Here is a 20,814-nt window from a genome sequence, read left to right as displayed (position 1 = left end):
TTGCTGCTTTTGTGAGCGAAATCGCGGGGCGCACAGATAGCCCCGCTTTTTCATGCCGCGTTACGCCGCCAGCAGTTCCTTCGCATTCGCGAGCGTATTACGCGTCACTTCGCTGCCGCCAAGCAGACGAGCCAGTTCCTGCAGACGCGCTTTTTTATCGAGCGGTTGCATATGGGTTTCGGTCATCGCGCCGTCGGTTTCTTTGCTGACAAAGAAATGGTGATGTCCACAGCCTGCCACCTGCGGCAGGTGAGTCACGCACATAACCTGCGTCGATTCACCAAGCTGGCGCAGGAGCTTGCCGACAACAGCTGCAGTCGGGCCGCTGATACCCACATCCACTTCATCGAAAATCAGCGCCGGGGTTTCCATCTTACGGGCCGTAATCACCTGAATGGCGAGCGCGATACGGGAGAGCTCGCCGCCAGAGGCCACTTTCGCGAGCGGTTGCAGCGGCTGGCCCGGGTTCGTGGACACGCGAAAATCGATGCGATCTGCGCCTTCCGCCGTCAGGTGGTGTTCTTCGAACAGCACATCAATGGTGAACTGACCATGCGGCATCGACAGCGAATGCATGCTGTCGGTGATGAGCTGCGTGAGTTCGCGGGCATACATGACGCGACTCTCATGCAGGTCACGAGCAACAGAGAGTGCCTGCTGGTGATGTTTATTGACTGCCAGAGTCAATGTTTCCAGGCAATCGGCCTGGTCATCAAGCTGCTGCTGTTCTTCAAGCAGCTTCTGGTGGAACGCGGGCAGCTCTTCCGGGGCGATATGGTGCTTGCGCGCAAGCGTAATCTGACGGGAGATGCGCTGCTCCAGCTCATACAGACGGTTCGGGTCAAGATCCAGACGTTCGCAGTAGTGACGCAGTTCATCACTGGCTTCGCTCAGCTGGATGGCAGCCTCTTCAAGCATATTCAGAACGCCGTTGAGTTTGTCATCCATGCCGACCAGGTCGGTCACCAGATTACGTGCGCTGTAGAGCTGGCTTTGCAGGTTGGCGTCTTCTGCGTCGGCCAGCAGGTGTAATGCCTGCTGGCTGGTAGAAAGCAGCTGCCCGCTGTTGGCTAAACGTTTGTACTCTTCATCAATCTGTTCAAATTCGCCCGGCTGCGGGTTGAATTCATTCAGCTCTTTTAACTGGTAATGCAGCAGTTCGGCGCGGGCGGCACGCTCCTGACTCTGCTGTTGATGCAGCGCCAGATCGCGACAGCTCTGGTGCCACTGGCGATAACGCTGCGCCATCTGCGCGATAAGCGCGCTTTCGCCTGCATAACCGTCCAGCAGACGTTTCTGATGCTCAGGCTTCAGCAGCAGCTGGTGGGCGTGCTGACCATGGATTTGGATAAGCAACTGGCCAAGCTCGCGCAGCTGTGAAAGCGGCACCGCAGTACCGTTAATAAAACCGCGTGAACGACCATCGCTGCTGATGACGCGACGCAGCAAACATTCGCTGCCGTCTTCAAGCTGGTTTTCTTCCAGCCAGCGCAGCGCGGCGGGTGTGTCTTTCAGGGAGAAACGGGCACAGAGATCTGCACGGCTGGCACCCGCGCGCACCATGTCGCCCTCGGCGCGGCCGCCCAGGCACAGGCCCAGCGCATCGATCGCGATGGATTTACCGGCGCCGGTTTCGCCGGTGATTGCAGTCATCCCGCCGTTAAAGTCGATTTCCAGTTCACGAACAATAGCGAAGTTACTGATGGTTAATTGTGCCAGCATAGCCGCCTTCCTGTATAAACTCACAGAGCTGTAATTGCATACAGTATAAACTGGTTTTATATACAGTAAAGTGGCTGATGCCCGTTTCAGAATAATTTTTTTGACCAGCCGAGTTTTGAGCTTAATGTATTGAAATAGCTGTAGTCTTTAGGGTGAATAAGATTGAGCGGATAGTCACAGCGACGAATAAAGACATCTTCGCCCTCCTGGATAGGCAGCGCTATCTGGCTGTCACAGCTGATTTCCAGATCGCTGCGCATGTTGGAAAACCGCAGGCGAATCGTGCTGCTGCTGTTGATGACCAGCGGGCGTGCCGACAGCGTGTGCGGAAACATCGGCACCAGCGTGATGGCGTCGAGTGACGGAGTCAGAATCGGGCCGCCTGCGGAGAGCGAATAGGCTGTTGACCCGGTGGGTGTTGAGATGATTAGCCCGTCTGAGCGCTGCGAGAAGGCGAATTTTTCATCGATATAGACTTCAAATTCAATCATGTGCGCTACTTTTCCGGGGTGCAGTACCACTTCGTTAATGGCGGTGCTGATGCGTTTCTGGCAATCCTTCTGGCATACCTGCGCCTCCAGCAAAAAGCGCTGCTCGCGGATGTAGTGGCCTTCGAGTACATCCGCCAGTTGCTGCTGGGCATTGTCCGGGTCAAGGTCGGTAAGGAAACCGAGGTTGCCGCGGTTAATGCCGATCACGCTGATATCATAGCGCGCCAGCACGCGTGCGGCGCCAAGCATATTGCCGTCGCCGCCCACCACAACGGCCAGATCCGCCTGTTGGCCGATTTCCGCGAGCGTCCCGGTGCGGGCGTCCCTGAGCTTTAACTCTTCGGCGATTTGCTGCTCGATAATCACGTCATAGCCGCTCTCACAGAGCCAGCGCCAGAGCATTTCATGCGTCGTCAGCGCGGTAGGATGGCGCGGATGTCCGACAATACCGATGCAGTTGAAATGGTTATTCATTTTCCTGGTCGTCCTTCTAGGCGTGGAAAGGGGGACAATCTGTCTGCTTCCCTTGAAACCCGCAAACTGATCCCCATAATAATCCAGGTTAGCGATACGAATGCACAAACGCGGAGAATTTCATGAGTAGTAAAGAACAGAAAACGCCTGACGGGCAAGCCCCGGAAGAGATCGTCACGGAGCAGCATGAAGAGGTTGAGGCTGTAGAGTCTGCTGAATCTGCTGAGCAGGTGGATCCGCGCGATGAAGAGATTGCCCGGTTGCAGTCGGAATTAGCGCAAGCCCAGACCCGCGAGCGCGACAGCGTGCTGCGCATTAAAGCGGAGATGGAAAACCTGCGCCGCCGTACTGAGCAGGACATCGAGAAGGCGCATAAATTCGCGCTGGAGAAATTCATCAACGAGCTGCTGCCGGTTATCGACAGCCTCGATCGCGCGCTCGAAGTGGCGAATAAAGAAAGCCAGGATATGTCTGCCATGGTGGAAGGGATTGAGCTGACCCTGAAATCTATGCTGGACGTGGTACGCAAGTTCGGTGTGGAAGTGGTTGCCGACACGAACGTGCCGCTGGATCCGAACGTACATCAGGCCATTGCAATGGTGGAATCGGAAGAGGTTTCTCCGAACCACGTGCTGGCTGTGATGCAAAAAGGCTATACCCTGAACGGCCGGACCATTCGCGCCGCGATGGTGACCGTCGCGAAAGCGAAGGCGTAAGCCGCGCAGTAAGAAAAAAGGCCAGTCATCGACTGGCCTTTTTTAATGCGTTGCGGCGGTTAATGGCCTTCTACGCTATCGCGCAGGGGTTTTACCGGCGTTATCCGTACCTGCTTAATCATGTTCTCCTGCACATCCAGGATATCGATATCGTAGTGGTGCAGGCGCAAACGAATGCCGGCAGAGGGGATGTCCTCCAGCGCTTCGAGGATCATGCCGTTGACCGTACGCGCTTCTTCTTCTGGCAGTCGCCAGTTGAAGGCTTTGTTGATTTCACGCACGTTGGCACCCCCCTCGATAATGACCGAGCCGTCGTTTTGCGGTGTCACTTCTTCAGCAAGCGTCGGTGACATCGATGTGGTGAAGTCCCCGACAATCTCTTCAAGAATATCTTCGACCGTCACCAGCCCCTGAATATCGCCATATTCGTTAACGACCAGACCCACTTTCTTTTTATTACGCTGGAATTTGACCAACTGGACGCTAAGCGGCGTCCCTTCCGGCACGTAATAAATTTCATCAGCGGCGCGCAGCATGACCTCTTTGGTGAACTCTTTTTTCTCGTTCATCTGTCGCCAGGCTTCACGAATGCGCAGCATGCCGATGGCATCGTCGAGCGACTCGCGGTAGAGAACAATGCGCCCGTGCGGCGAATGGGTAAGCTGGCGAACAATGGATTTCCAGTCGTCGTTGATATCAATGCCCACGATATCGTTGCGTGGCACCATGATGTCGCTGACGCTCACTTTTTCCAGATCCAACACCGACAGCAGCATGTCCTGATTGCGGCGTGAAATCATCGAGCGCGATTCGTTTACGATGGTGCGCAGCTCATCTTTGCTAAGCGCGGCGCTGACGACGTTATCCGCTTTGATGCCGACCATGCGCATCAGCATGCGGGTAATAATATTCAGCAGCCAGACTAACGGCATCATGACGATTTGCAGCGGCCCCAGCAGGAAGCTGCTCGGGAAGGCGACTTTTTCCGGGTAGAGTGCCGCGACCGTTTTCGGCAGAACTTCTGCGAAAATCAGCACCACGAAGGTAAGCACACCGGTGGCGATAGCCACGCCCGCGTCGCCATAAAGGCGCATGCCGACGATCGTCGCCAGCGCTGAGGCGAGAATGTTGACCAGGTTGTTACCGATTAACACCAGGCTTATCAGGCGGTCGGGCTTGCGCAGCAGACGTTCCACACGTTTAGCGGCGCGGTTGCCCTGCTTTGACAAGTGGCGCAGCCGGTAGCGGTTGAGGGTCATCATCCCGGTTTCGGAACCGGAGAAGTAAGCGGAGACCACCACCATCACGATAAGCGTAATGATGAGTGTGGTGGTTGAGATATGTTCCAAACGCGTTGTCCTTAGATGTTTAACCGGCGAATTGTTGAATGACCCGGCTGCCGAAGTAGGCCAGCGTCAGCAATGCGGCGCCTGCCACGTTAAACCACACCACGCGGCGGCCACGCCAGCCTTCATGATAGTGTCCCCAGAGCAGGATGATATAGACAAACCATGCCACGATGGATAACACCGCTTTGTCGATATTTTCCATGCTGAACATGTTGTGAAGATAGAACAAACCGGTGCAGAGCGTGAGCGTCAGCAGTACGACGCCGACCTGGGTAATATGAAACATTTTGCGCTCTATGCCCATTAACGGCGGCATCTCTGCGCTGAAAACCAGCTTTTTATTTTTCAGCAGATAGTCTATCCACGCCAGTTGTAGTGCATAGAGCGCGGCGATAATCAGCGTCGCATAAGAGAAGAGCGACAGGCCGATATGCACCATCATGCCGGGCGTGGTTTCCAGATGCGTGATGTATTCGTTAGGCACGAATGTCGCGAACGCCAGATTTATCAGCGCGAAAGCATAGACAATCGGTAGCAACAGCCAGCCGCGATTTTTCGAGGCGACAATGGTCATCACGGTACAGATCATCAGACTGACCAGCGAACCCACGTTCAGCAGGCTAAGATTTTGCCCGCCGCTGCCGTCCGGGAAAATTCGACTTTCCAGCGCCACGGCGTGGCAGACTAGCGCTATCACCGCCGAAAGTATCGCAAGGCGACGCCACGCACTGTTCTTGCGAAGCAGGCCGGGAATGATAAGCGCCAGGCTTACCGAGTAGGCGACAAGCGCCAGCAGTGAAAAAACAGGCATATAGGATGTCGGATTAGCCAGAAGAGAAAGAGAAGCAGTATAGCGTTACGCGCCGCCTGCTCCAACCGTTGCATCACAACCAGGGCGGCTTCATGTTATACTGCGCCACATTCTTACTCGGTGTCGCTGCGGCGGCCTAAAGTTACCCTTGGGCAAGAGATCATGTTTGATAATTTAACTGACCGTTTGTCGCGCACGCTGCGCAATATCAGCGGCCGTGGGCGCCTGACTGAAGACAACATTAAAGAGACCCTGCGCGAAGTGCGCATGGCGCTGCTGGAGGCGGACGTTGCGCTGCCGGTAGTGCGTGACTTCATCAACCGCGTTAAAGAGAAAGCGGTAGGGCATGAGGTTAATAAAAGCCTGACGCCAGGCCAGGAGTTCGTGAAGATTGTTCGAAACGAACTGGTGGCGGCGATGGGCGAAGAGAACCAGAGCCTCAACCTGGCCGCGCAACCACCGGCTGTGGTGCTGATGGCGGGTTTGCAGGGGGCGGGTAAAACGACCAGCGTCGGTAAGCTCGGCAAATTCCTGCGCGAAAAGCACAAGAAAAAGGTGCTGGTGGTGTCTGCGGACGTTTATCGTCCGGCGGCTATCAAACAACTTGAAACGCTGGCGCAGCAGGTAGGCGTGGATTTCTTCCCGTCCGACGTCGCGCAAAAACCTGTCGATATCGTTAATGCGGCGCTAAAAGAAGCGAAGCTTAAGTTCTACGACGTGCTGCTGGTGGATACTGCCGGTCGTCTGCACGTTGACGAAGCGATGATGGACGAAATCAAGCAGGTTCATGCGTCTATCAAGCCCGTCGAAACGCTGTTTGTTGTCGATGCGATGACCGGCCAGGACGCCGCCAACACGGCAAAAGCTTTTAATGAAGCGCTGCCGCTGACCGGCGTCGTACTGACGAAAGTCGACGGTGACGCCCGTGGCGGTGCGGCACTCTCTATTCGTCATATCACTGGCAAACCGATTAAATTCCTGGGTGTCGGTGAGAAAACCGAAGCGCTGGAGCCGTTCCATCCTGACCGTATCGCCTCGCGTATTCTCGGTATGGGTGACGTACTGTCGCTTATCGAAGATATCGAAAGCAAAGTCGATCGCGCCCAGGCGGAGAAACTCGCCACCAAGCTTAAAAAAGGCGACGGTTTTGACCTTAACGATTTCCTTGAGCAGCTCAAGCAGATGAAGAACATGGGCGGCATGGCGAGCCTGATGGGCAAGCTGCCGGGCATGGGGCAACTGCCTGACAACGTGAAATCGCAGATGGATGACAAAATTCTGGTGCGCATGGAGGCGATCATTAACTCAATGACGATGAAAGAGCGCGCAAAACCGGAAATCATCAAAGGTTCCCGTAAGCGCCGCATCGCGGCGGGTTGCGGCATGCAGGTGCAGGATGTGAACCGCCTTCTGAAACAGTTCGATGACATGCAACGCATGATGAAGAAGATGAAGAAAGGCGGGATGGCGAAGATGATGCGTGGCATGAAGGGCATGATGCCGCCAGGCTTCCCGGGCCGCTAAACAGAGAAAAATCAGGCTATCTTATTTGCCATTTTCGCTCCCGGGTATGCTCGGAATGCTCACGCACTGCGTGTACGCTCCGCTTCCTGCGCGCACGCCGTGACGAAACTGGCTGCAACGATATACGCCTGATTGTCCTCTGTTGGTATATGCAGATTGCTTTTTCCCCAGAAATCAGTAAAATTTTCGGGCTTTTAATATGACACCCGGGCTCCGTTCCTCGATGGGGCCCGGTTGTTTTATTCACACAAGAGGATGTTATGGTAACTATTCGTTTAGCTCGTCACGGCGCTAAAAAGCGTCCGTTCTACCAGGTTGTCGTTACTGATAGCCGTAATGCACGCAACGGTCGCTTCATTGAGCGCGTTGGTTTCTTCAACCCGCTTGCGAACGAGAAAGAAGAAGGCACCCGCCTGGATCTGGACCGTATTGAGCACTGGGTTGGCCAGGGCGCTACCGTTTCCGATCGCGTTTCCGCGCTGATCAAAGAAGCAAAAAAAGCAGCTTAATCTGTCACGGTGGTCATGATGAGCAAGCAAGACGCCGCTAAAACCCCAGTTAACCCGATTGTTCTTGGGAAAATGGGTTCTTGTTACGGCATTCGTGGTTGGCTCAGAGTGTTTTCCTCCACCGAAGACGCCGAAAGCATTTTTGACTATCAGCCCTGGTTTATCCAGCAGGCGGGTCAGTGGCAGCAAGTACAGCTGGAAAGCTGGAAGCACCACAATCAGGACATCATCATCAAGCTGAAAGGCGTTGACGATCGTGATGCCGCGAATCTGTTGACTAATTGCGAAATTGTCGTCGATTCCTCGCAGTTGCCGGACCTCGAAGAGGGCGACTATTACTGGAAAGACCTTATTGGTTGCCAGGTGGTCACTACAGAAGGGTATAGCCTCGGTAAAGTCATCGATATGATGGAAACCGGGTCGAACGACGTTCTCGTCGTGAAGGCAAACCTGAAAGATGCGTTTGGTATCAAGGAGCGGTTACTTCCGTTCCTCGATGGGCAGGTTATCAAGAAAGTCGATCTCGCTACTCAAACGATTGAAGTAGATTGGGATCCTGGTTTTTAAACCTCCGGACAAACGGTAATAAACGGCGCTATGTGGATTGGCATAATCAGCCTGTTTCCTGAGATGTTCCGCGCGATTACCGATTACGGGGTAACTAGCCGGGCAGTAAAAAATGGCCTGCTGAGCATCGATAGCTGGAGTCCTCGCGACTTCACGCACGACCGGCACCGTACCGTGGACGACAGGCCCTACGGCGGCGGACCGGGGATGCTAATGATGGTGCAACCCTTGCGGGACGCCATTCACGCAGCGAAAGCCGCGGCAGGCGAGGGCGCAAAGGTGATTTACCTTTCACCTCAGGGACGCAAGCTTGATCAAGCGGGCGTCAGCGAGCTTGCGACGAACGAGAAATTAATTCTGGTTTGTGGCCGCTACGAAGGGATAGACGAGCGCGTAATTCAGACCGAAATTGACGAAGAATGGTCAATCGGCGATTACGTTCTCAGTGGTGGCGAGCTACCCGCCATGACGCTGATTGATTCTGTCGCCAGGTTTATTCCCGGTGTACTGGGTCACGAGGCGTCGGCAACGGAAGACTCTTTTGCCGACGGGTTGCTGGATTGTCCGCACTATACCCGGCCTGAAGTGTTAGAAGGGATGGAAGTACCGTCGGTTTTACTGTCGGGGAACCATGCCGAAATCAGACGCTGGCGCCTGAAGCAGTCGCTGGGCCGTACCTGGCTTAGAAGACCTGAACTTCTGGAAAACCTGGCTCTGACTGAAGAGCAAGCAAAGTTGCTGGCGGAGTTCAAACGTGAACACGCACAACAGCAACATAGACATGATGGGACTGGCGACGCGTAAGCCGCTACCCGAAACATCAGTTTACCCAGGATAAGAGATTAAATTATGAGCAACATTATTAAGCAAATTGAACAAGAGCAGATGAAGCAGGACGTACCTTCCTTCCGTCCGGGTGATACCGTGGAAGTGAAAGTATGGGTTGTTGAAGGTTCCAAAAAACGTCTGCAGGCATTCGAGGGCGTGGTTATCGCTATCCGTAACCGCGGTCTGCACTCTGCATTCACTGTTCGCAAAATCTCCAACGGCGAAGGCGTTGAGCGTGTCTTCCAGACTCACTCTCCGGTAGTTGACAGCATTGCTGTTAAACGTCGTGGTGCTGTACGTAAAGCTAAACTGTACTACCTGCGTGAGCGTACTGGTAAGTCTGCTCGTATCAAAGAGCGTCTTAACTAAGATTCGCTTAAGCGACATCCGATATAAAAAGGGCTGGCCTGCGGGCTGGCCCTTTTTTTGTTTGACGTTGTCGCACCAGGTAAAGAAGTCGCGTTTCTTTTCCTTTGCGTTAACCTTCTGGCGTTAAATCATTTACAATAAGCCTCCATTTCTGGAGGTGCAGTGGGCAACAACGTCTTTTATCAGTCAGTGTTTCGCTATCGCGCAGCCATGCTTGCGCTGTTTGCGATCCTGCTGATTGTAGTGGCGCCGCTCATCTCAGTCAGTCTTCAGAAAGATCCCATGAGCGCCATGCCCGGCATGCACCACACCATGCCGATGGACGATAAGCCCGCGATGCATGCGACAATGCATCACGACATGCCCGCCCCGTCGCCTGCGAAAATCCCTGTTGACCATGCCGAAGCGTGCGGCTACTGCGTTCTGCTGGCGCATGTCCCAGGGCTGCTGCTGGCGCTGGTACTGCTGGTTTCTTTTATTCTGCAACGCCTCCAGATGCCGGTTCCCCGGCCTGTCGCCAGACACTGGCGTTTCTTCCCGAGGCTCTGGCCCGATACCCGTGCGCCGCCGTGCACGTCTGCATTTTCCTGCTGATAAACCCCTGCGCCTGAGCGCAGCGATACCTTCTGCTTTTAAAAAAGGAAAAGTATGACGACCTGCACCCCACGCGCGGCATGGGTAAACCTGCTGCGACGCCTGCATTTTTATATTGGCCTGTTTATCGGGCCGTTCATCTTCATTGCGGCGCTGACCGGCACGCTCTATGTCGCGACGCCGCAGCTTGAAAACTGGGTTTATCGTGACGCGCTCGCGGGCGCCGCCTCCGGCGAGCGTCAGCCGCTGGCGGCGCAAGTTACCGCGGCTGAACAAGTTACTGGCGGTGCGCTGCGCCTCCAGGCGGTACGTCCGGCGTTAGTGCCCGGCGAGACGACGCGGGTCATGTTCGCTGATCCGGCGCTTGGCGAATCAGAATCGCGTGCGATATTTATCGATCCGGTCTCGCTTGCCGTGAAAGGCGACATGACGGTTTATGGCACGAGTGGCATTTTGCCCTTGCGCCAGTGGATAGACTACGCGCATCGGTCGCTGCTGCTGGGTAACACCGGTCGGCTTTACAGCGAGCTGGCGGCATCATGGATGTGGGTGGCGGCGCTTGGCGGCATCACGCTCTGGTGTTTTACCCGCCCGAAGCGGCGTATGAATAACACTTTTCAGAATACCCGTCGCTGGCACACGTGCCTCGGCTGGGTGCTGCTCGCGGGCATGCTGCTGTTCTCTGCAACCGGCCTCACCTGGTCGCAGTGGGCAGGTGCAAATGTCGATACCCTGCGTGCGGCGTTTGGCTGGCTCACGCCACAGGTCAATACGCAGCTGCATGGCGATGCGCAGATACATGATCCGCATGCGGAGCATCATATGCATCACGGTGGCATGACGATGCCCGTGCAGCCTGTTGATGCTCATCAGTACGACAGGGTATTACAGGTGGCGCAAAGGGCTGGTCTTGACGCCAGTAAACTTGAGATCCGCCCACCACGTGAGGCCGGGCGCGCCTGGACCGTAACGGAAATCGATCGCGCCTGGCCCACGCAGGTGGATGCGGTGGCGGTGGACGGCGCCACGCTTCAGGTTATCGACGCCACGCAGTTTGTGGATTTCCCGCTCATGGCGAAGCTCACGCGCTGGGGGGTTGATTTTCATATGGGCATCCTGTTCGGTCTGCCAAATCAGCTGATGCTGATCGCCTTTGGCGTCGCGCTCTGCGCCGCCATTGTGCTCGGTTACCGGCTCTGGTGGTTGCGCCGACCGCCAGGCCCGCTTGTGAGCCCCGCAGCGACATTAAGCCAGGGGCTGGCGAATCTACCGCTTATCTGGCGCATCATTACCCTGACGGCAGCCGTTCTGCTGGGCCTGGCACTGCCTGTGATGGGCGTAAGCCTCGCTATAATGCTGATAATGGATTACTGGCGCTGGCGTCAGGGTCAGCGCAAATCGCTGGTGCAAAATGCGCAGTAACAACGAGGCGGGGAAACCCGCCTTCTTATTATTGTAAAGTTATAATTACACTCATGAGGCTATATACGGCCATTTATTTTTATTTTGTAAACTTATCGGTACGTATTGTGGATTGAAATCTTTACCGCGTGTGGTATTGTTAAAACCTTCCTCGCCGAGGAAGCCTATCGCAACGAGCAAACTTACAGGATCGCCATCATGCAAAAAGACGCGCTGAATAATGTTCACATCGCCGATGAACAAGTATTAATCACTCCGGATCAACTCAAGGCACAGTTCCCGCTGACCGTTGAACAGGAGGCGCAGGTCGCACGCGCGCGCCAGACCATTTCCGATATCATTGCTGGTCGCGATCCGCGTTTGCTGGTGGTGTGTGGACCTTGCTCGATCCACGATCCCGAAGCCGCGATTGATTATGCTCGTCGTTTTAAAGCCTTGTCTGAACAGGTCAGCGATAGTCTTTACCTGGTGATGCGCGTCTATTTTGAAAAGCCCCGTACTACCGTGGGCTGGAAAGGTCTGATTAACGATCCGCATATGGATGGCTCGTTTGAGGTCGAGGCGGGCCTGAAAATCGCCCGTAGCCTGCTGGTGGAGCTGGTCAGTCTGGGCCTGCCGCTTGCGACCGAAGCGCTTGATCCGAACAGTCCGCAGTACCTGGGCGACCTCTTTAGCTGGTCCGCCATTGGCGCGCGCACAACCGAATCCCAGACGCACCGCGAAATGGCCTCCGGCCTCTCTATGCCGGTCGGCTTTAAAAACGGTACTGACGGTAGCCTCGCGACTGCGATTAACGCGATGCGCGCCGCAGCAATGCCGCACCGTTTCGTCGGTATTAATCAGGCAGGTCAGGTTTGTTTGCTGCAAACCCAGGGCAACCCGGATGGCCACGTGATCCTGCGCGGCGGCAAAGCGCCTAATTACAGCCCGGCGGATGTCGCGCAGTGTGAAAAAGAGATGGAACAGGCGGGTCTGCGCCCGGCGCTGATGATTGACTGTAGTCACGGCAACTCGAATAAGGATTACCGTCGTCAGCCAGGTGTTGCTGAGTCGGCGGTGGCACAGATTAAAGACGGCAACCGTTCTATTATCGGATTGATGATTGAAAGCCATATTCATGAAGGCAACCAGTCTTCCGAACAGCCTCGCAGCGCCATGAAATACGGCGTGTCGGTGACGGATGCCTGTATCAGCTGGGAAACTACCGAGGCGCTGCTGCGCGAGCTTCATCAGGATCTGCAAGGGGCGCTTGCTGCGCGTCTGGCGTAAGGGGTTAACGATGGTGGCTGAACTGACCGCGCTGCGCGATCAAATCGATGAAGTGGATAAGGCGCTGCTGGGGTTGCTGGCGCGCCGTCTGGAACTGGTGGCCGAGGTCGGCGAAGTAAAAAGCCGTTACGGCCTGCCGATTTACGTACCGGAGCGTGAAGCGTCGATGCTGGCCTCGCATCGCGAAGAAGCCGAAGCGCTCGGCGTGCCGCCGGATCTTATTGAAGATGTATTACGGCGCGTCATGCGCGAGTCGTACTCCAGCGAAAACGATAAAGGTTTTAAAACCCTCAACCCGGCGCTGCGCCCGGTGGTGATTGTCGGCGGCGGCGGCCAGATGGGGCAGCTGTTTGAAAAAATGCTGACACTTTCCGGCTATCAGGTGCGCATCCTTGAGCAAGAAGACTGGCCGCAGGCGCAGACGCTCTGCGCTGATGCCGGCATGGTCATTGTCAGTGTGCCGGTCCATCTGACCGAAGGCGTTATCCGTAAACTGCCATCGTTGCCGGAAGATTGCGTGCTGGTCGATTTGACGTCAGTAAAAAACGTGCCGCTCCAGGCGATGCTGGAAGTCCATCACGGCCCGGTGCTTGGCCTGCACCCGATGTTCGGGCCGGACAGCGGCAGCCTCGCCAAGCAAGTGGTGGTTTACTGCGACGGACGCATGCCTGAGGCATACCAGTGGTTTCTGGAGCAAATCCAGGTCTGGGGCGCGCGGTTGCATCGCATCAGCGCGGTAGAGCACGACCAGAACATGGCGTTTATTCAGGCGCTGCGCCATTTTGCGACGTTCGCCTACGGCCTGCATCTGGCGGAAGAAAACGTTCAACTGGAGCAATTGCTGGCGCTCTCCTCGCCCATTTACCGGCTGGAGCTTGCGATGGTGGGGCGCCTCTTCGCGCAGGACCCGCAGCTTTACGCCGATATCATTATGTCATCGCCCGGCAACCTGGCTCTGATTAAACGTTACTATCAGCGCTTCGGCGAGGCGATTGGCCTGCTTGAGCAGGGCGACAAGCGCGCCTTTATCGACAGCTTCCGTAAAGTCGAACACTGGTTTGGCGATTACGCGAAACGGTTTCAGCAGGAGAGTCGTACGCTGCTGCGTCAGGCAAACGACAGCCGCCAGTAACGCAAAAGCCGCTTATACTCAAAAGCCAGTGGGCCAGTTCCGCTGGCTTTTTTTATGGCGAAAAAGGATGAGTATTATGGCGCAACCGCAGCTGTTGTTTGATTACATCGGTCATCTACCGGAATGCCCGACCTGGGATGCGCAGGAGCAGGCGCTGTACTGGGCCGATATCCTGGAGCAGGAGATCCATCGCTATGATCCGCAGAGCGCCGAACACCGGGTCTGGCAGTTCCCGGAAGAGGTGGGCTGTTTTGCGCTTCGTGAAAAGGGCGGATTTATTGTCGCGCTGCGCAGCGCTATCTGGCTTGCTGATGAGCGTGGGCTGCTGGTACAAAAAATTTGCGATAACCCCAATAACCCGGCCCTGGCGCGTTTTAACGACGGCGGCACCGACCACGATGGACGTTTTTACGCGGGCACTTTTTGGGCCCCTGGCGATTATAAAGGCGCACTACTGGTGCGTGTCGATAGCGATCTGAGCGCCCATGTTATCCAGAGCGATATTCATGGCGCCAATGGCCTGGCTTTCAGTCCTGATAAACGCTGGATGTACACTTCTGATACGCCAAAAGGCGTCATTTACCGCACGCCACTTGATGAGCTTGGTGAGCCTGGCAAGCGCGAGATTTTCAAAATCTTTGGCGAGGGCGAAGGCATTCCGGACGGCGCAGCGCTGGATGTAGAGGGGTGCTACTGGACCGCGATGTATGATGGACACCGCATCGCGCGGTTCTCCCCGCAGGGCGAGCAGCTTGAAGAATACCGTCTGCCGGTGCGCTGCCCGACTATGGTCTGTTTTGGCGGGGCGGATATGAAAACCCTCTATATCACCAGCACGCGGGAAAATATGGATCTGGAGGAGCTGGCGAAGTTTCCACTGTCGGGCGCGCTATTCACGCTTGAAACCAGCGTAGCGGGCTTGCCGAAACCGAAATTCAAAGGCTAAAAAAGCGGCCGGATTACCGGCCGCTCCACGTTATGCCGGGTCTACCGGCACGACATTTTCGCTCGGGTAGCAGCCCAGTACTTTCATTGACCGTGTAATCTCCGCCAGTTCTTTCAGCGCCAGTTGCATCGGCGCGTCATAGAGATTCGCCTGAATATCCAGGTAGAACATCTCTTCCCACGGATTCCCGTTAATCGGACGTGATTCGAGCTTTGTCATGATCAGGTTGTGATTACGCAGCACCAGTAGCGCCTCGACGAGCGCACCGGCCTGCTGTCCGGTGGCCATCAGCAGCGTGGTTTTCGCAGGCACCTGATCGGAAACGTTGATGGCCTTGCGAGCCAGCACGATAAAACGGGTGATGTTCTGGGTCTGGTTAGCGAGGTTACGCTCCAGCACCTGCAGGCCGTATAGCGCGCCGCCCGCTTCGCTGCCGAGCGCCGCCACATACGGCGAACTGGCATGGGCTACTTTTTCCATCGCGGCGGCGGTACTTTCGCAATATTCGATTTTCCAGTTCGGGTAGCGTTTGAGGAACTGACTGCACTGCTGGAACGGCTGCGGATGGCTGTAGACGGTTTCGATTTTCTCAAGCGTGGTGGAGGTGGAAACCAGCACGCAGTGATCGATGGGCAGCGTCAGCTCACCGACAATCGACAGGCTGGTGTGCTGGAGCAGATCGTAGACATCGTTAATCGCGCCGGAGCTGGTGTTTTCAATAGGCACTACAGCATAATCTGCCTGGCCCGTTTCGACCTGATTAAAGATATCGTGGAATTTCGCGCATCCGCTTTCAATAAACTGATCGAAATGGCGCGCGGCGTACTGACGTGCGGCGAGGTGTGAGTAAGAGCCTTTCGGACCGAGAAACGCGACGCGGGCGGAGTGTGGGTTCGTCTGGTTAAGGTGTTGTTGAAGAAGCGCCTGCTGGGTCAGTACGGAATCTTCGATAATCAGCTGAAACAGGCGGGTGATGTAATGCGCGTCGAGATGATGGGTCTTACCGAGGTGAATAAGCCGCTCCAGCAGATCGCGCTCGCGATCGATATCCCTCACCGGACGGTGGGTGGCGAGTTTCGCTTTACCCACCTCTACCGCCAGTGCCCGGCGTTGCGCCAGCAGGGCGAGTAATTGTTCATCCAGCGCGCTGATTTTATCGCGCAGGGCCAGCAACGGGTTTTCCGCAGTCATAACGCCACCTTGTGTAGAGCCATAAAAAAGGCCCCCCGGAGTGGGAGGCCTGTTAGTTCGTCTTCGCTTACTTTCTGATACGACGACACGCCTCCCGTTCAGGGGAAGGTAAAAAAGAAAGCGAAGAAAAACAGGAATGGTTTCATGCAGGTTTCCTTATAAAGCATACCGGTAAAGTACCTGCACCCTTTTTGTTCTGTCAATAAAAAACGCGCCCGAAGGCGCGTGGTAAAGGATGACGCTGGGGTATTTACTCTTCTTCTTCCTCGGCGGCGGCGAAATTAGCATCTTTCACCGAGCCGGTGGTGCGGCGGGCTTCGCCTTTGTGCTGGACCTTATTCAACTGCCTTTCCAGCTTGTTAATTAATTCGTTAATGGCCGTGTACATATCTTCATGTTTGGCGCTGGCGACCAGATGCCCGTTAGGGGTATTGATGGTGGCATCAGCGACGAACCCCTGAGGTTCTTTAGATAAAATGATATGCGGATTGATCAGATGAGTTTGCCATTTTTCAAGTTTGGCGAGACGGTCGGCGACGTGCTGGCGGATAGCGGGGGTGATTTCCATCTGTTTGCTGGTAATGTTCATTGTCATAAATGTTACCTCTTGTCTTTCCCGTCTTGGTAATTTTAGCATAACCGCCCCAGCGTCAATTTGTGTGATTAGGATCACTTAATTTTGTCACTTTTTGTCAATAGAACGCTTTTGTGAGGCAGGACAGGAAGAGGGCAGATTTCCCTTGTCGCCCCTCTGAAAAGCGGTCATAGTTGATGAGTTAACGTGTCTGGCTTCGCTGTTTAAACCTGCATCAACGCCGCATTTCTCCGCATTTTTAGTAATTTTTTTCGCATACCTTTTTTGAGAGCTCCTCGAAACGCATGGCTTCAGCAATAATGAGCCACGAATGCCTGCCTGAATCCGCAGGCTTGTCACGCTAAAAAGGATTGTTATGAAAGCCACTTCCCCGCTGACGGCGCTTCGTCGGCTCGCCCTGGGTGTCACGCTTGCCTGCGGCGCAACGCCTCTCTTCGCGGCATCGTTTGACTGCGACAAAGCTGGCACACCCGTGGAACATGCCATCTGCCAGCAGCCGACGCTCGGTGAACTCGACAGTAAGATTAATAATGATTATTTGCGTGCGATGGGAAGCCTGCCGGCGCAGGACGCCGCGGCGTTACGCACCGCGCAGCGCGCCTGGCTGAAGACGCGCAACGCCTGTAGCGCAAACGAGAGTGAGATGCAGACGTGTCTCAAGAACACCATGAAAACGCGCTCGGAAACGCTCGACGATATGGCGCGCCACGCCACGCATGAGTTTGATGCGGCGGTAAGTCTCATCCCCGATTCGCCGGTAAACGCCGCCGATAAGCTTCGCGCCTATCAGACGCCGCTCGCCTCGGCGTGGCTCGTTTATCTGAACCATTTCGTGCCTGCCAGCGGCGTGACGGCGCAGGAAGCCAGCAAGCGTCACCAGATGGCGATGGATGGGCTGAAGGATGATGATTTCGCCTACTCGGTGATGAAAGATATCGACAGCGATCCGAAAGAGAGTAAAGACCGTGCGGTGCTGACGCTGTTGCGTATGAATATCGAGCGGGTCGATTACCAGCGTGACAACGATGATGATAGGCCTTATGTGCACTGCTTTATTTTTGCGGCGCAGGGTGAGGCTGCCTATGAGGCATTTGGCGCATTGTATGGCTCGTCACGCGACGGTGGGGCACCGATTTGTAAACCGCAGGATGTTATTTTTGACTCACCGGCCTGGACTGCGCTCAATAATGCGTTTTCCGAAGCGTTGAGCAAAGCGAGCGATGGTGCCGGGACGATTCAGTATGCCAGTTACGCAGACTGGGAAATGTTCGAGCTGCATGTGACAGTGAAACCGGAAGATTTCCTTAACGCCCCGAAGCAGGGGAAAAAAGGGCCCGATTCAGTACAGGAAATTCGCGAATGGAAAGACGAGGCCGTCTGGCCAAAAGCGCAGCGTGAAAAAGCGCTGGCGGCGATTGAGCCTGCGCGCGAAGCAACCCAAGCGTGGCTGCAAAACGATCGCGGCTGGACTGCTGACAACGCCCGCAAAGGCGCAGACAATATCGTGCGCCAGTGGCTGGATGACCGCGTTATTTTTATCGACGGCTCCGGCTGGACGGGAGAGTAAACGCCATAAAAAAAGCCAGCCTCATTGGGCTGGCTTTTTACGGTGAAGCGAGCATCAGGAGCCGGTGTTGTTGGCCGCGATGATTTTCGCCACTTTATCCGCCTGAGCGTTCATTTGCATTTCACGATAGGCGTTTTCCATCAGGCCGAGACCTTCGCGGGTCGCCTGCGTATCCGGGTAGTCACGCAGCATTCCTTCCACACGGTTTACCACCGCCACCCACGCACCGCGTTTGGTGTAATATTGTGCAACAGAAAGCTCATATTTGGACAGGCGATCTTTCAGGTAAACCAGGCGCTTTGTGGCGTCGGTGGCATACTGGCTTCGCGGATAGCCGCGTACCAGTTTCGAGAAATCGCGGAATGCGTCACGCGCATGCTGAGGATCGCGGTCGCTACGGTCAACGCCGAAGAAACCTTGTAATGCGCTGTCATCCAGCGCCATATTGGTCAGCCCGCGCATGTAGATGACATAGTCGATGTTCGGATGTGTCGGGTTAAGGCGAAGGAAACGGTCAATAGCGGCCTGGGCCAGCGGCAGATCAGCATTTTTATAATAGGCGTAGATCAGATCCAGCTGTACTTGTTGAGAGTAAGGGCCAAACGGATAACGGTTATCTAACGCTTCCAGTTGCGTTATTGCTGCTTTCCAGTTACCGTCCTGCAGCTTTTGCTGCGCAGTCGCGTAGATCTCTGAAGGCGGATTATCGGGCACCTCTTCCTTAGAACCGGAGCAGCCCGCCAAAGCCAGGCTCAACGTGGCGGCTGCCACCAGATATTTCATGCGCGTCATGACGTTTTGACTTTCCTCAGATGTTATGCGGGAGTTTCACAGTTCCAGCTCCCGATTAAGACCAGCTACAATAGCACACTATATTAAACGGCAAAGCCGTAAAACCCAACGTTAACGAAGAAGCTGTATATGGCACAACGAGTACAACTCACCGCAACGGTGTCCGAGTCACAGCTCGGTCAACGCTTAGATCAGGCTTTGGCCGAATTGTTCCCGGATTATTCACGTTCACGCATAAAAGAATGGATTCTCGACCAGCGAGTGCTGGTAAACGGCCAGATGTGCGATAAGCCGAAAGAGAAAGTGTTGGGTGGGGAGCGTGTCGCCATCAATGCTGAAATCGAAGAAGAAGCGCGCTTTGAACCGCAGGATATCCCGCTGGATATTGTCTACGAAGATGAAGACATTCTGGTTATCAACAAGCCGCGCGATCTGGTCGTTCATCCGGGTGCCGGCAACCCGGACGGCACCGTGCTTAACGCGCTGCTGCACTATTATCCGCCTATTGTTGACGTGCCGCGCGCTGGTATCGTGCACCGTCTGGATAAAGACACTACCGGGTTAATGGTGGTGGCGAAAACCGTCCCGGCGCAGACGCGTCTGGTTGAAGCGCTGCAGCTGCGCGAAATCACGCGTGAATACGAAGCGGTTGCGATTGGTCACATGACAGCGGGCGGTACGGTCAGCGAGCCTATCAGCCGTCATCCCACCAAACGCACGCATATGTCAGTGCATCCGATGGGCAAACCGGCGGTGACACATTATCGCATCATGGAGCATTTTCGGATTCACACCCGCCTGCGCCTGCGCCTGGAAACCGGCCGTACTCACCAGATCCGTGTTCATATGGCGCACATTACGCATCCGCTGGTGGGTGATCAGCTTTATGGCGGCCGTCCGCGTCCGCCGAAAGGCGCAAGCGATGAATTCATTCAGACGCTGCGTAAGTTTGACCGTCAGGCGTTGCACGCGACAATGCTGCGTCTTTATCATCCTGTCAGCGGTATCATGATGGAATGGCATGCGCCTATCCCGCAGGATATGATCGATTTAATCGATGCGCTGCGCGCGGATTTTAACGAGCATAAGGACGACGTGGACTGGTTATGAAACTGATTACTCCGCAGTGGCCGCTGCCTTCGGGCGTCGTGGCCTGTAGCTCTACCCGCCACGGCGGCGTTAGCCTGCCGCCTTATGACGCTTTAAACCTTGGGGCGCACTGCGGGGATAATCCAGAACATGTTGAAGAGAATCGCCGTCGCTTTTATCAGGCGGCCGAGTTTCCTGCCGCGCCCGTCTGGCTTGAACAGGTTCATGGCAAAGATGTGCTGACTCTTACCGGCGGTCCGTATGCCTCTAAGCGTGCAGATGCCTCTTATACCTGCGAGCGCGGCACCGTTTGTGCAGTCATGACAGCCGACTGCCTGCCGGTACTCTTTTGCGACACCCAGGGTACAGAAGTCGCCGCGGCACATGCTGGCTGGCGCGGCCTGTGCGAAGGCGTGCTCGAAGAGACCGTTGCCTGTTTTCGCGCACCTTCTGCGAACATTCAGGCCTGGCTTGGCCCGGCTATCGGCCCGGCGGTTTTTGAAGTCGGTCCCGAGGTGCGCGATGCCTTTATGGCTAAAGACCCCGCCGCGGCAGATGCCTTCCGTCCGCATGGTGAAAAATATTTTGCCGATATCTATTTGTTAGCCCGCCAGCGCCTGGCAAACGTCGGCGTCACTGCCGTCTATGGCGCAGAGCGCTGCACGTTTAGTGAAAGCCATGATTTCTTCTCTTACCGCCGCGACAGAACGACAGGTCGTATGGCAAGTTTCATTTGGCTGATATAACCTATTGAATCAAGACGATCCGGTACGGATAGCTGATGCTCCACATAATTAAGGTCATTCACCTTGAATAATTGAGGGATGACCTCATTTAATCTCCAGTAGCAATTTTGA

General features: G+C 55.3%; 22 protein-coding genes and 1 other annotated feature. Of the genes, 14 read left to right on the top strand and 8 right to left on the bottom strand.

The window, feature by feature from the left end:
* Positions 1-60: 60 nt before the first annotated feature.
* Both recN and nadK read right to left on the bottom strand, forming a co-directional pair.
* Positions 61-1,722 carry a DNA repair protein RecN gene (recN, locus tag AFK62_RS15180; protein ID WP_007681569.1) on the bottom strand — a complete coding sequence of 554 codons (1,662 nt, stop codon included), beginning with the start codon at positions 1,720-1,722 and terminating at the stop codon, positions 61-63.
* A gap of 86 nt (positions 1,723-1,808) precedes the next feature.
* Entirely contained in the window at positions 1,809-2,687 is an 879-nt protein-coding gene (nadK, locus tag AFK62_RS15175) for an NAD(+) kinase (RefSeq protein WP_007681567.1), read from the bottom strand.
* Between the two features lie 122 nt (positions 2,688-2,809).
* Between nadK and grpE the strand changes: the two genes are divergently transcribed.
* The gene (grpE, locus tag AFK62_RS15170; RefSeq protein ID WP_007681565.1) at positions 2,810-3,403 is read left to right on the top strand and encodes a nucleotide exchange factor GrpE; all 594 of its coding nucleotides are present in this window, start codon (positions 2,810-2,812) and stop codon (positions 3,401-3,403) included.
* Positions 3,404-3,462: 59 nt separating this feature from the next.
* On the opposite strand, the gene AFK62_RS15165 is transcribed toward grpE, so the two are convergent.
* Positions 3,463-4,752 (bottom strand): HlyC/CorC family transporter, encoded by a 1,290-nt coding sequence (locus tag AFK62_RS15165; protein WP_007681563.1) that lies wholly within the window; start codon positions 4,750-4,752, stop codon positions 3,463-3,465.
* 19 nt (positions 4,753-4,771) lie between these two features.
* Positions 4,772-5,563 (bottom strand): cytochrome C assembly family protein, encoded by a 792-nt coding sequence (locus tag AFK62_RS15160; RefSeq protein WP_007681561.1) that lies wholly within the window; start codon positions 5,561-5,563, stop codon positions 4,772-4,774.
* A 162-nt stretch (positions 5,564-5,725) separates the two neighbouring features.
* On the opposite strand from AFK62_RS15160, the gene ffh reads away from it, so the two are divergent.
* The 10 genes from ffh (at position 5,726) to AFK62_RS15110 (ending at position 14,723) form a co-directional block, all read left to right on the top strand.
* Positions 5,726-7,087 (top strand): signal recognition particle protein, encoded by a 1,362-nt coding sequence (gene ffh / locus AFK62_RS15155; protein WP_007681558.1) that lies wholly within the window; start codon positions 5,726-5,728, stop codon positions 7,085-7,087.
* Between the two features lie 260 nt (positions 7,088-7,347).
* On the top strand, positions 7,348-7,596 hold the full coding sequence (gene rpsP / locus AFK62_RS15150) for a 30S ribosomal protein S16 (protein WP_007681556.1): 249 nt from the start codon (positions 7,348-7,350) through the stop codon (positions 7,594-7,596).
* 18 nt (positions 7,597-7,614) lie between these two features.
* Positions 7,615-8,163 carry a ribosome maturation factor RimM gene (rimM, locus tag AFK62_RS15145; RefSeq protein ID WP_032984935.1) on the top strand — a complete coding sequence of 183 codons (549 nt, stop codon included), beginning with the start codon at positions 7,615-7,617 and terminating at the stop codon, positions 8,161-8,163.
* A 30-nt stretch (positions 8,164-8,193) separates the two neighbouring features.
* The gene (gene trmD, locus AFK62_RS15140; protein WP_007681552.1) at positions 8,194-8,967 is read left to right on the top strand and encodes a tRNA (guanosine(37)-N1)-methyltransferase TrmD; all 774 of its coding nucleotides are present in this window, start codon (positions 8,194-8,196) and stop codon (positions 8,965-8,967) included.
* 45 nt (positions 8,968-9,012) lie between these two features.
* A complete protein-coding gene (rplS, locus tag AFK62_RS15135) occupies positions 9,013-9,360 on the top strand; it encodes a 50S ribosomal protein L19 (protein ID WP_006178051.1) in 348 nt (115 codons plus the stop codon).
* A gap of 162 nt (positions 9,361-9,522) precedes the next feature.
* Complete coding sequence (locus tag AFK62_RS15130) at positions 9,523-9,954, top strand: DUF2946 domain-containing protein (protein WP_007681546.1); 432 nt, start codon at positions 9,523-9,525, stop codon at positions 9,952-9,954.
* A 54-nt stretch (positions 9,955-10,008) separates the two neighbouring features.
* On the top strand, positions 10,009-11,376 hold the full coding sequence (locus tag AFK62_RS15125; RefSeq protein ID WP_007681544.1) for a PepSY-associated TM helix domain-containing protein: 1,368 nt from the start codon (positions 10,009-10,011) through the stop codon (positions 11,374-11,376).
* Between the two features lie 198 nt (positions 11,377-11,574).
* Positions 11,575-12,645 carry a 3-deoxy-7-phosphoheptulonate synthase AroF gene (gene aroF, locus AFK62_RS15120; RefSeq protein WP_007681541.1) on the top strand — a complete coding sequence of 357 codons (1,071 nt, stop codon included), beginning with the start codon at positions 11,575-11,577 and terminating at the stop codon, positions 12,643-12,645.
* Between the two features lie 10 nt (positions 12,646-12,655).
* Positions 12,656-13,777: a bifunctional chorismate mutase/prephenate dehydrogenase gene (gene tyrA, locus AFK62_RS15115; RefSeq protein WP_007681540.1), complete on the top strand. Its 1,122-nt coding sequence runs from the start codon at positions 12,656-12,658 to the stop codon at positions 13,775-13,777.
* 76 nt (positions 13,778-13,853) lie between these two features.
* Positions 13,854-14,723: an SMP-30/gluconolactonase/LRE family protein gene (locus AFK62_RS15110; RefSeq protein WP_007681538.1), complete on the top strand. Its 870-nt coding sequence runs from the start codon at positions 13,854-13,856 to the stop codon at positions 14,721-14,723.
* 30 nt (positions 14,724-14,753) lie between these two features.
* Here AFK62_RS15110 and pheA read toward each other — a convergent pair whose 3' ends face one another.
* From pheA to raiA, 3 genes are all read right to left on the bottom strand, one after another.
* On the bottom strand, positions 14,754-15,914 hold the full coding sequence (gene pheA, locus AFK62_RS15105) for a bifunctional chorismate mutase/prephenate dehydratase (protein ID WP_007681537.1): 1,161 nt from the start codon (positions 15,912-15,914) through the stop codon (positions 14,754-14,756).
* Positions 15,915-15,935: 21 nt separating this feature from the next.
* Positions 15,936-16,061 (bottom strand) — a sequence feature (Phe leader region).
* Entirely contained in the window at positions 16,013-16,060 is a 48-nt protein-coding gene (locus AFK62_RS22705; RefSeq protein ID WP_193352480.1) for a hypothetical protein, read from the bottom strand. (Overlaps the previous feature by 48 nt.)
* A gap of 103 nt (positions 16,062-16,164) precedes the next feature.
* The gene (gene raiA, locus AFK62_RS15100) at positions 16,165-16,509 is read right to left on the bottom strand and encodes a ribosome-associated translation inhibitor RaiA (RefSeq protein ID WP_007681535.1); all 345 of its coding nucleotides are present in this window, start codon (positions 16,507-16,509) and stop codon (positions 16,165-16,167) included.
* A 355-nt stretch (positions 16,510-16,864) separates the two neighbouring features.
* On the opposite strand from raiA, the gene AFK62_RS15095 reads away from it, so the two are divergent.
* Complete coding sequence (locus AFK62_RS15095) at positions 16,865-18,076, top strand: lysozyme inhibitor LprI family protein (protein WP_007681533.1); 1,212 nt, start codon at positions 16,865-16,867, stop codon at positions 18,074-18,076.
* 54 nt (positions 18,077-18,130) lie between these two features.
* Here the strand turns inward: AFK62_RS15095 and bamD are convergent, their stop codons facing one another.
* Positions 18,131-18,868, bottom strand: a complete 738-nt coding sequence (bamD, locus tag AFK62_RS15090) for an outer membrane protein assembly factor BamD (protein ID WP_007681530.1) — start codon at positions 18,866-18,868, stop codon at positions 18,131-18,133.
* Between the two features lie 129 nt (positions 18,869-18,997).
* Here bamD and rluD point away from each other — a divergent pair, with 129 nt between their 5' ends.
* A complete protein-coding gene (gene rluD, locus AFK62_RS15085; protein ID WP_032984928.1) occupies positions 18,998-19,978 on the top strand; it encodes a 23S rRNA pseudouridine(1911/1915/1917) synthase RluD in 981 nt (326 codons plus the stop codon).
* Positions 19,975-20,703, top strand: a complete 729-nt coding sequence (gene yfiH / locus AFK62_RS15080) for a purine nucleoside phosphorylase YfiH (RefSeq protein ID WP_007681526.1) — start codon at positions 19,975-19,977, stop codon at positions 20,701-20,703. The genes rluD and yfiH overlap by 4 nt, the downstream gene beginning before the upstream one ends.
* Positions 20,704-20,814: the final 111 nt, after the last annotated feature.

Origin of the sequence: Cronobacter condimenti 1330 (genome assembly GCF_001277255.1) — a bacterium.
Lineage (GTDB): Bacteria > Pseudomonadota > Gammaproteobacteria > Enterobacterales > Enterobacteriaceae > Cronobacter > Cronobacter condimenti.
Note: the sequence above shows the minus strand (reverse complement) of the source record. Positions and strands in the feature narration are given on the sequence as shown.

What these genes read in the sequence shown, in the direction of transcription:
- AFK62_RS15095 (WP_007681533.1), top strand. Translation starts at nt 16,865, where the DNA reads ATGAAAGCCACTTCCCCGCTGACGGCGCTTCGTCGGCTCGCCCTGGGT.
- recN (WP_007681569.1), bottom strand. Translation starts at nt 1,722, where the DNA reads ATGCTGGCACAATTAACCATCAGTAACTTCGCTATTGTTCGTGAACTG.
- trmD (WP_007681552.1), top strand. Translation starts at nt 8,194, where the DNA reads ATGTGGATTGGCATAATCAGCCTGTTTCCTGAGATGTTCCGCGCGATT.
- pheA (WP_007681537.1), bottom strand. Translation starts at nt 15,914, where the DNA reads ATGACTGCGGAAAACCCGTTGCTGGCCCTGCGCGATAAAATCAGCGCG.
- bamD (WP_007681530.1), bottom strand. Translation starts at nt 18,868, where the DNA reads ATGACGCGCATGAAATATCTGGTGGCAGCCGCCACGTTGAGCCTGGCT.
- AFK62_RS15125 (WP_007681544.1), top strand. Translation starts at nt 10,009, where the DNA reads ATGACGACCTGCACCCCACGCGCGGCATGGGTAAACCTGCTGCGACGC.
- ffh (WP_007681558.1), top strand. Translation starts at nt 5,726, where the DNA reads ATGTTTGATAATTTAACTGACCGTTTGTCGCGCACGCTGCGCAATATC.
- AFK62_RS15110 (WP_007681538.1), top strand. Translation starts at nt 13,854, where the DNA reads ATGGCGCAACCGCAGCTGTTGTTTGATTACATCGGTCATCTACCGGAA.
- aroF (WP_007681541.1), top strand. Translation starts at nt 11,575, where the DNA reads ATGCAAAAAGACGCGCTGAATAATGTTCACATCGCCGATGAACAAGTA.
- AFK62_RS15160 (WP_007681561.1), bottom strand. Translation starts at nt 5,563, where the DNA reads ATGCCTGTTTTTTCACTGCTGGCGCTTGTCGCCTACTCGGTAAGCCTG.
- rluD (WP_032984928.1), top strand. Translation starts at nt 18,998, where the DNA reads ATGGCACAACGAGTACAACTCACCGCAACGGTGTCCGAGTCACAGCTC.
- rimM (WP_032984935.1), top strand. Translation starts at nt 7,615, where the DNA reads ATGAGCAAGCAAGACGCCGCTAAAACCCCAGTTAACCCGATTGTTCTT.
- rplS (WP_006178051.1), top strand. Translation starts at nt 9,013, where the DNA reads ATGAGCAACATTATTAAGCAAATTGAACAAGAGCAGATGAAGCAGGAC.
- yfiH (WP_007681526.1), top strand. Translation starts at nt 19,975, where the DNA reads ATGAAACTGATTACTCCGCAGTGGCCGCTGCCTTCGGGCGTCGTGGCC.
- grpE (WP_007681565.1), top strand. Translation starts at nt 2,810, where the DNA reads ATGAGTAGTAAAGAACAGAAAACGCCTGACGGGCAAGCCCCGGAAGAG.
- tyrA (WP_007681540.1), top strand. Translation starts at nt 12,656, where the DNA reads ATGGTGGCTGAACTGACCGCGCTGCGCGATCAAATCGATGAAGTGGAT.
- raiA (WP_007681535.1), bottom strand. Translation starts at nt 16,509, where the DNA reads ATGACAATGAACATTACCAGCAAACAGATGGAAATCACCCCCGCTATC.
- rpsP (WP_007681556.1), top strand. Translation starts at nt 7,348, where the DNA reads ATGGTAACTATTCGTTTAGCTCGTCACGGCGCTAAAAAGCGTCCGTTC.
- nadK (WP_007681567.1), bottom strand. Translation starts at nt 2,687, where the DNA reads ATGAATAACCATTTCAACTGCATCGGTATTGTCGGACATCCGCGCCAT.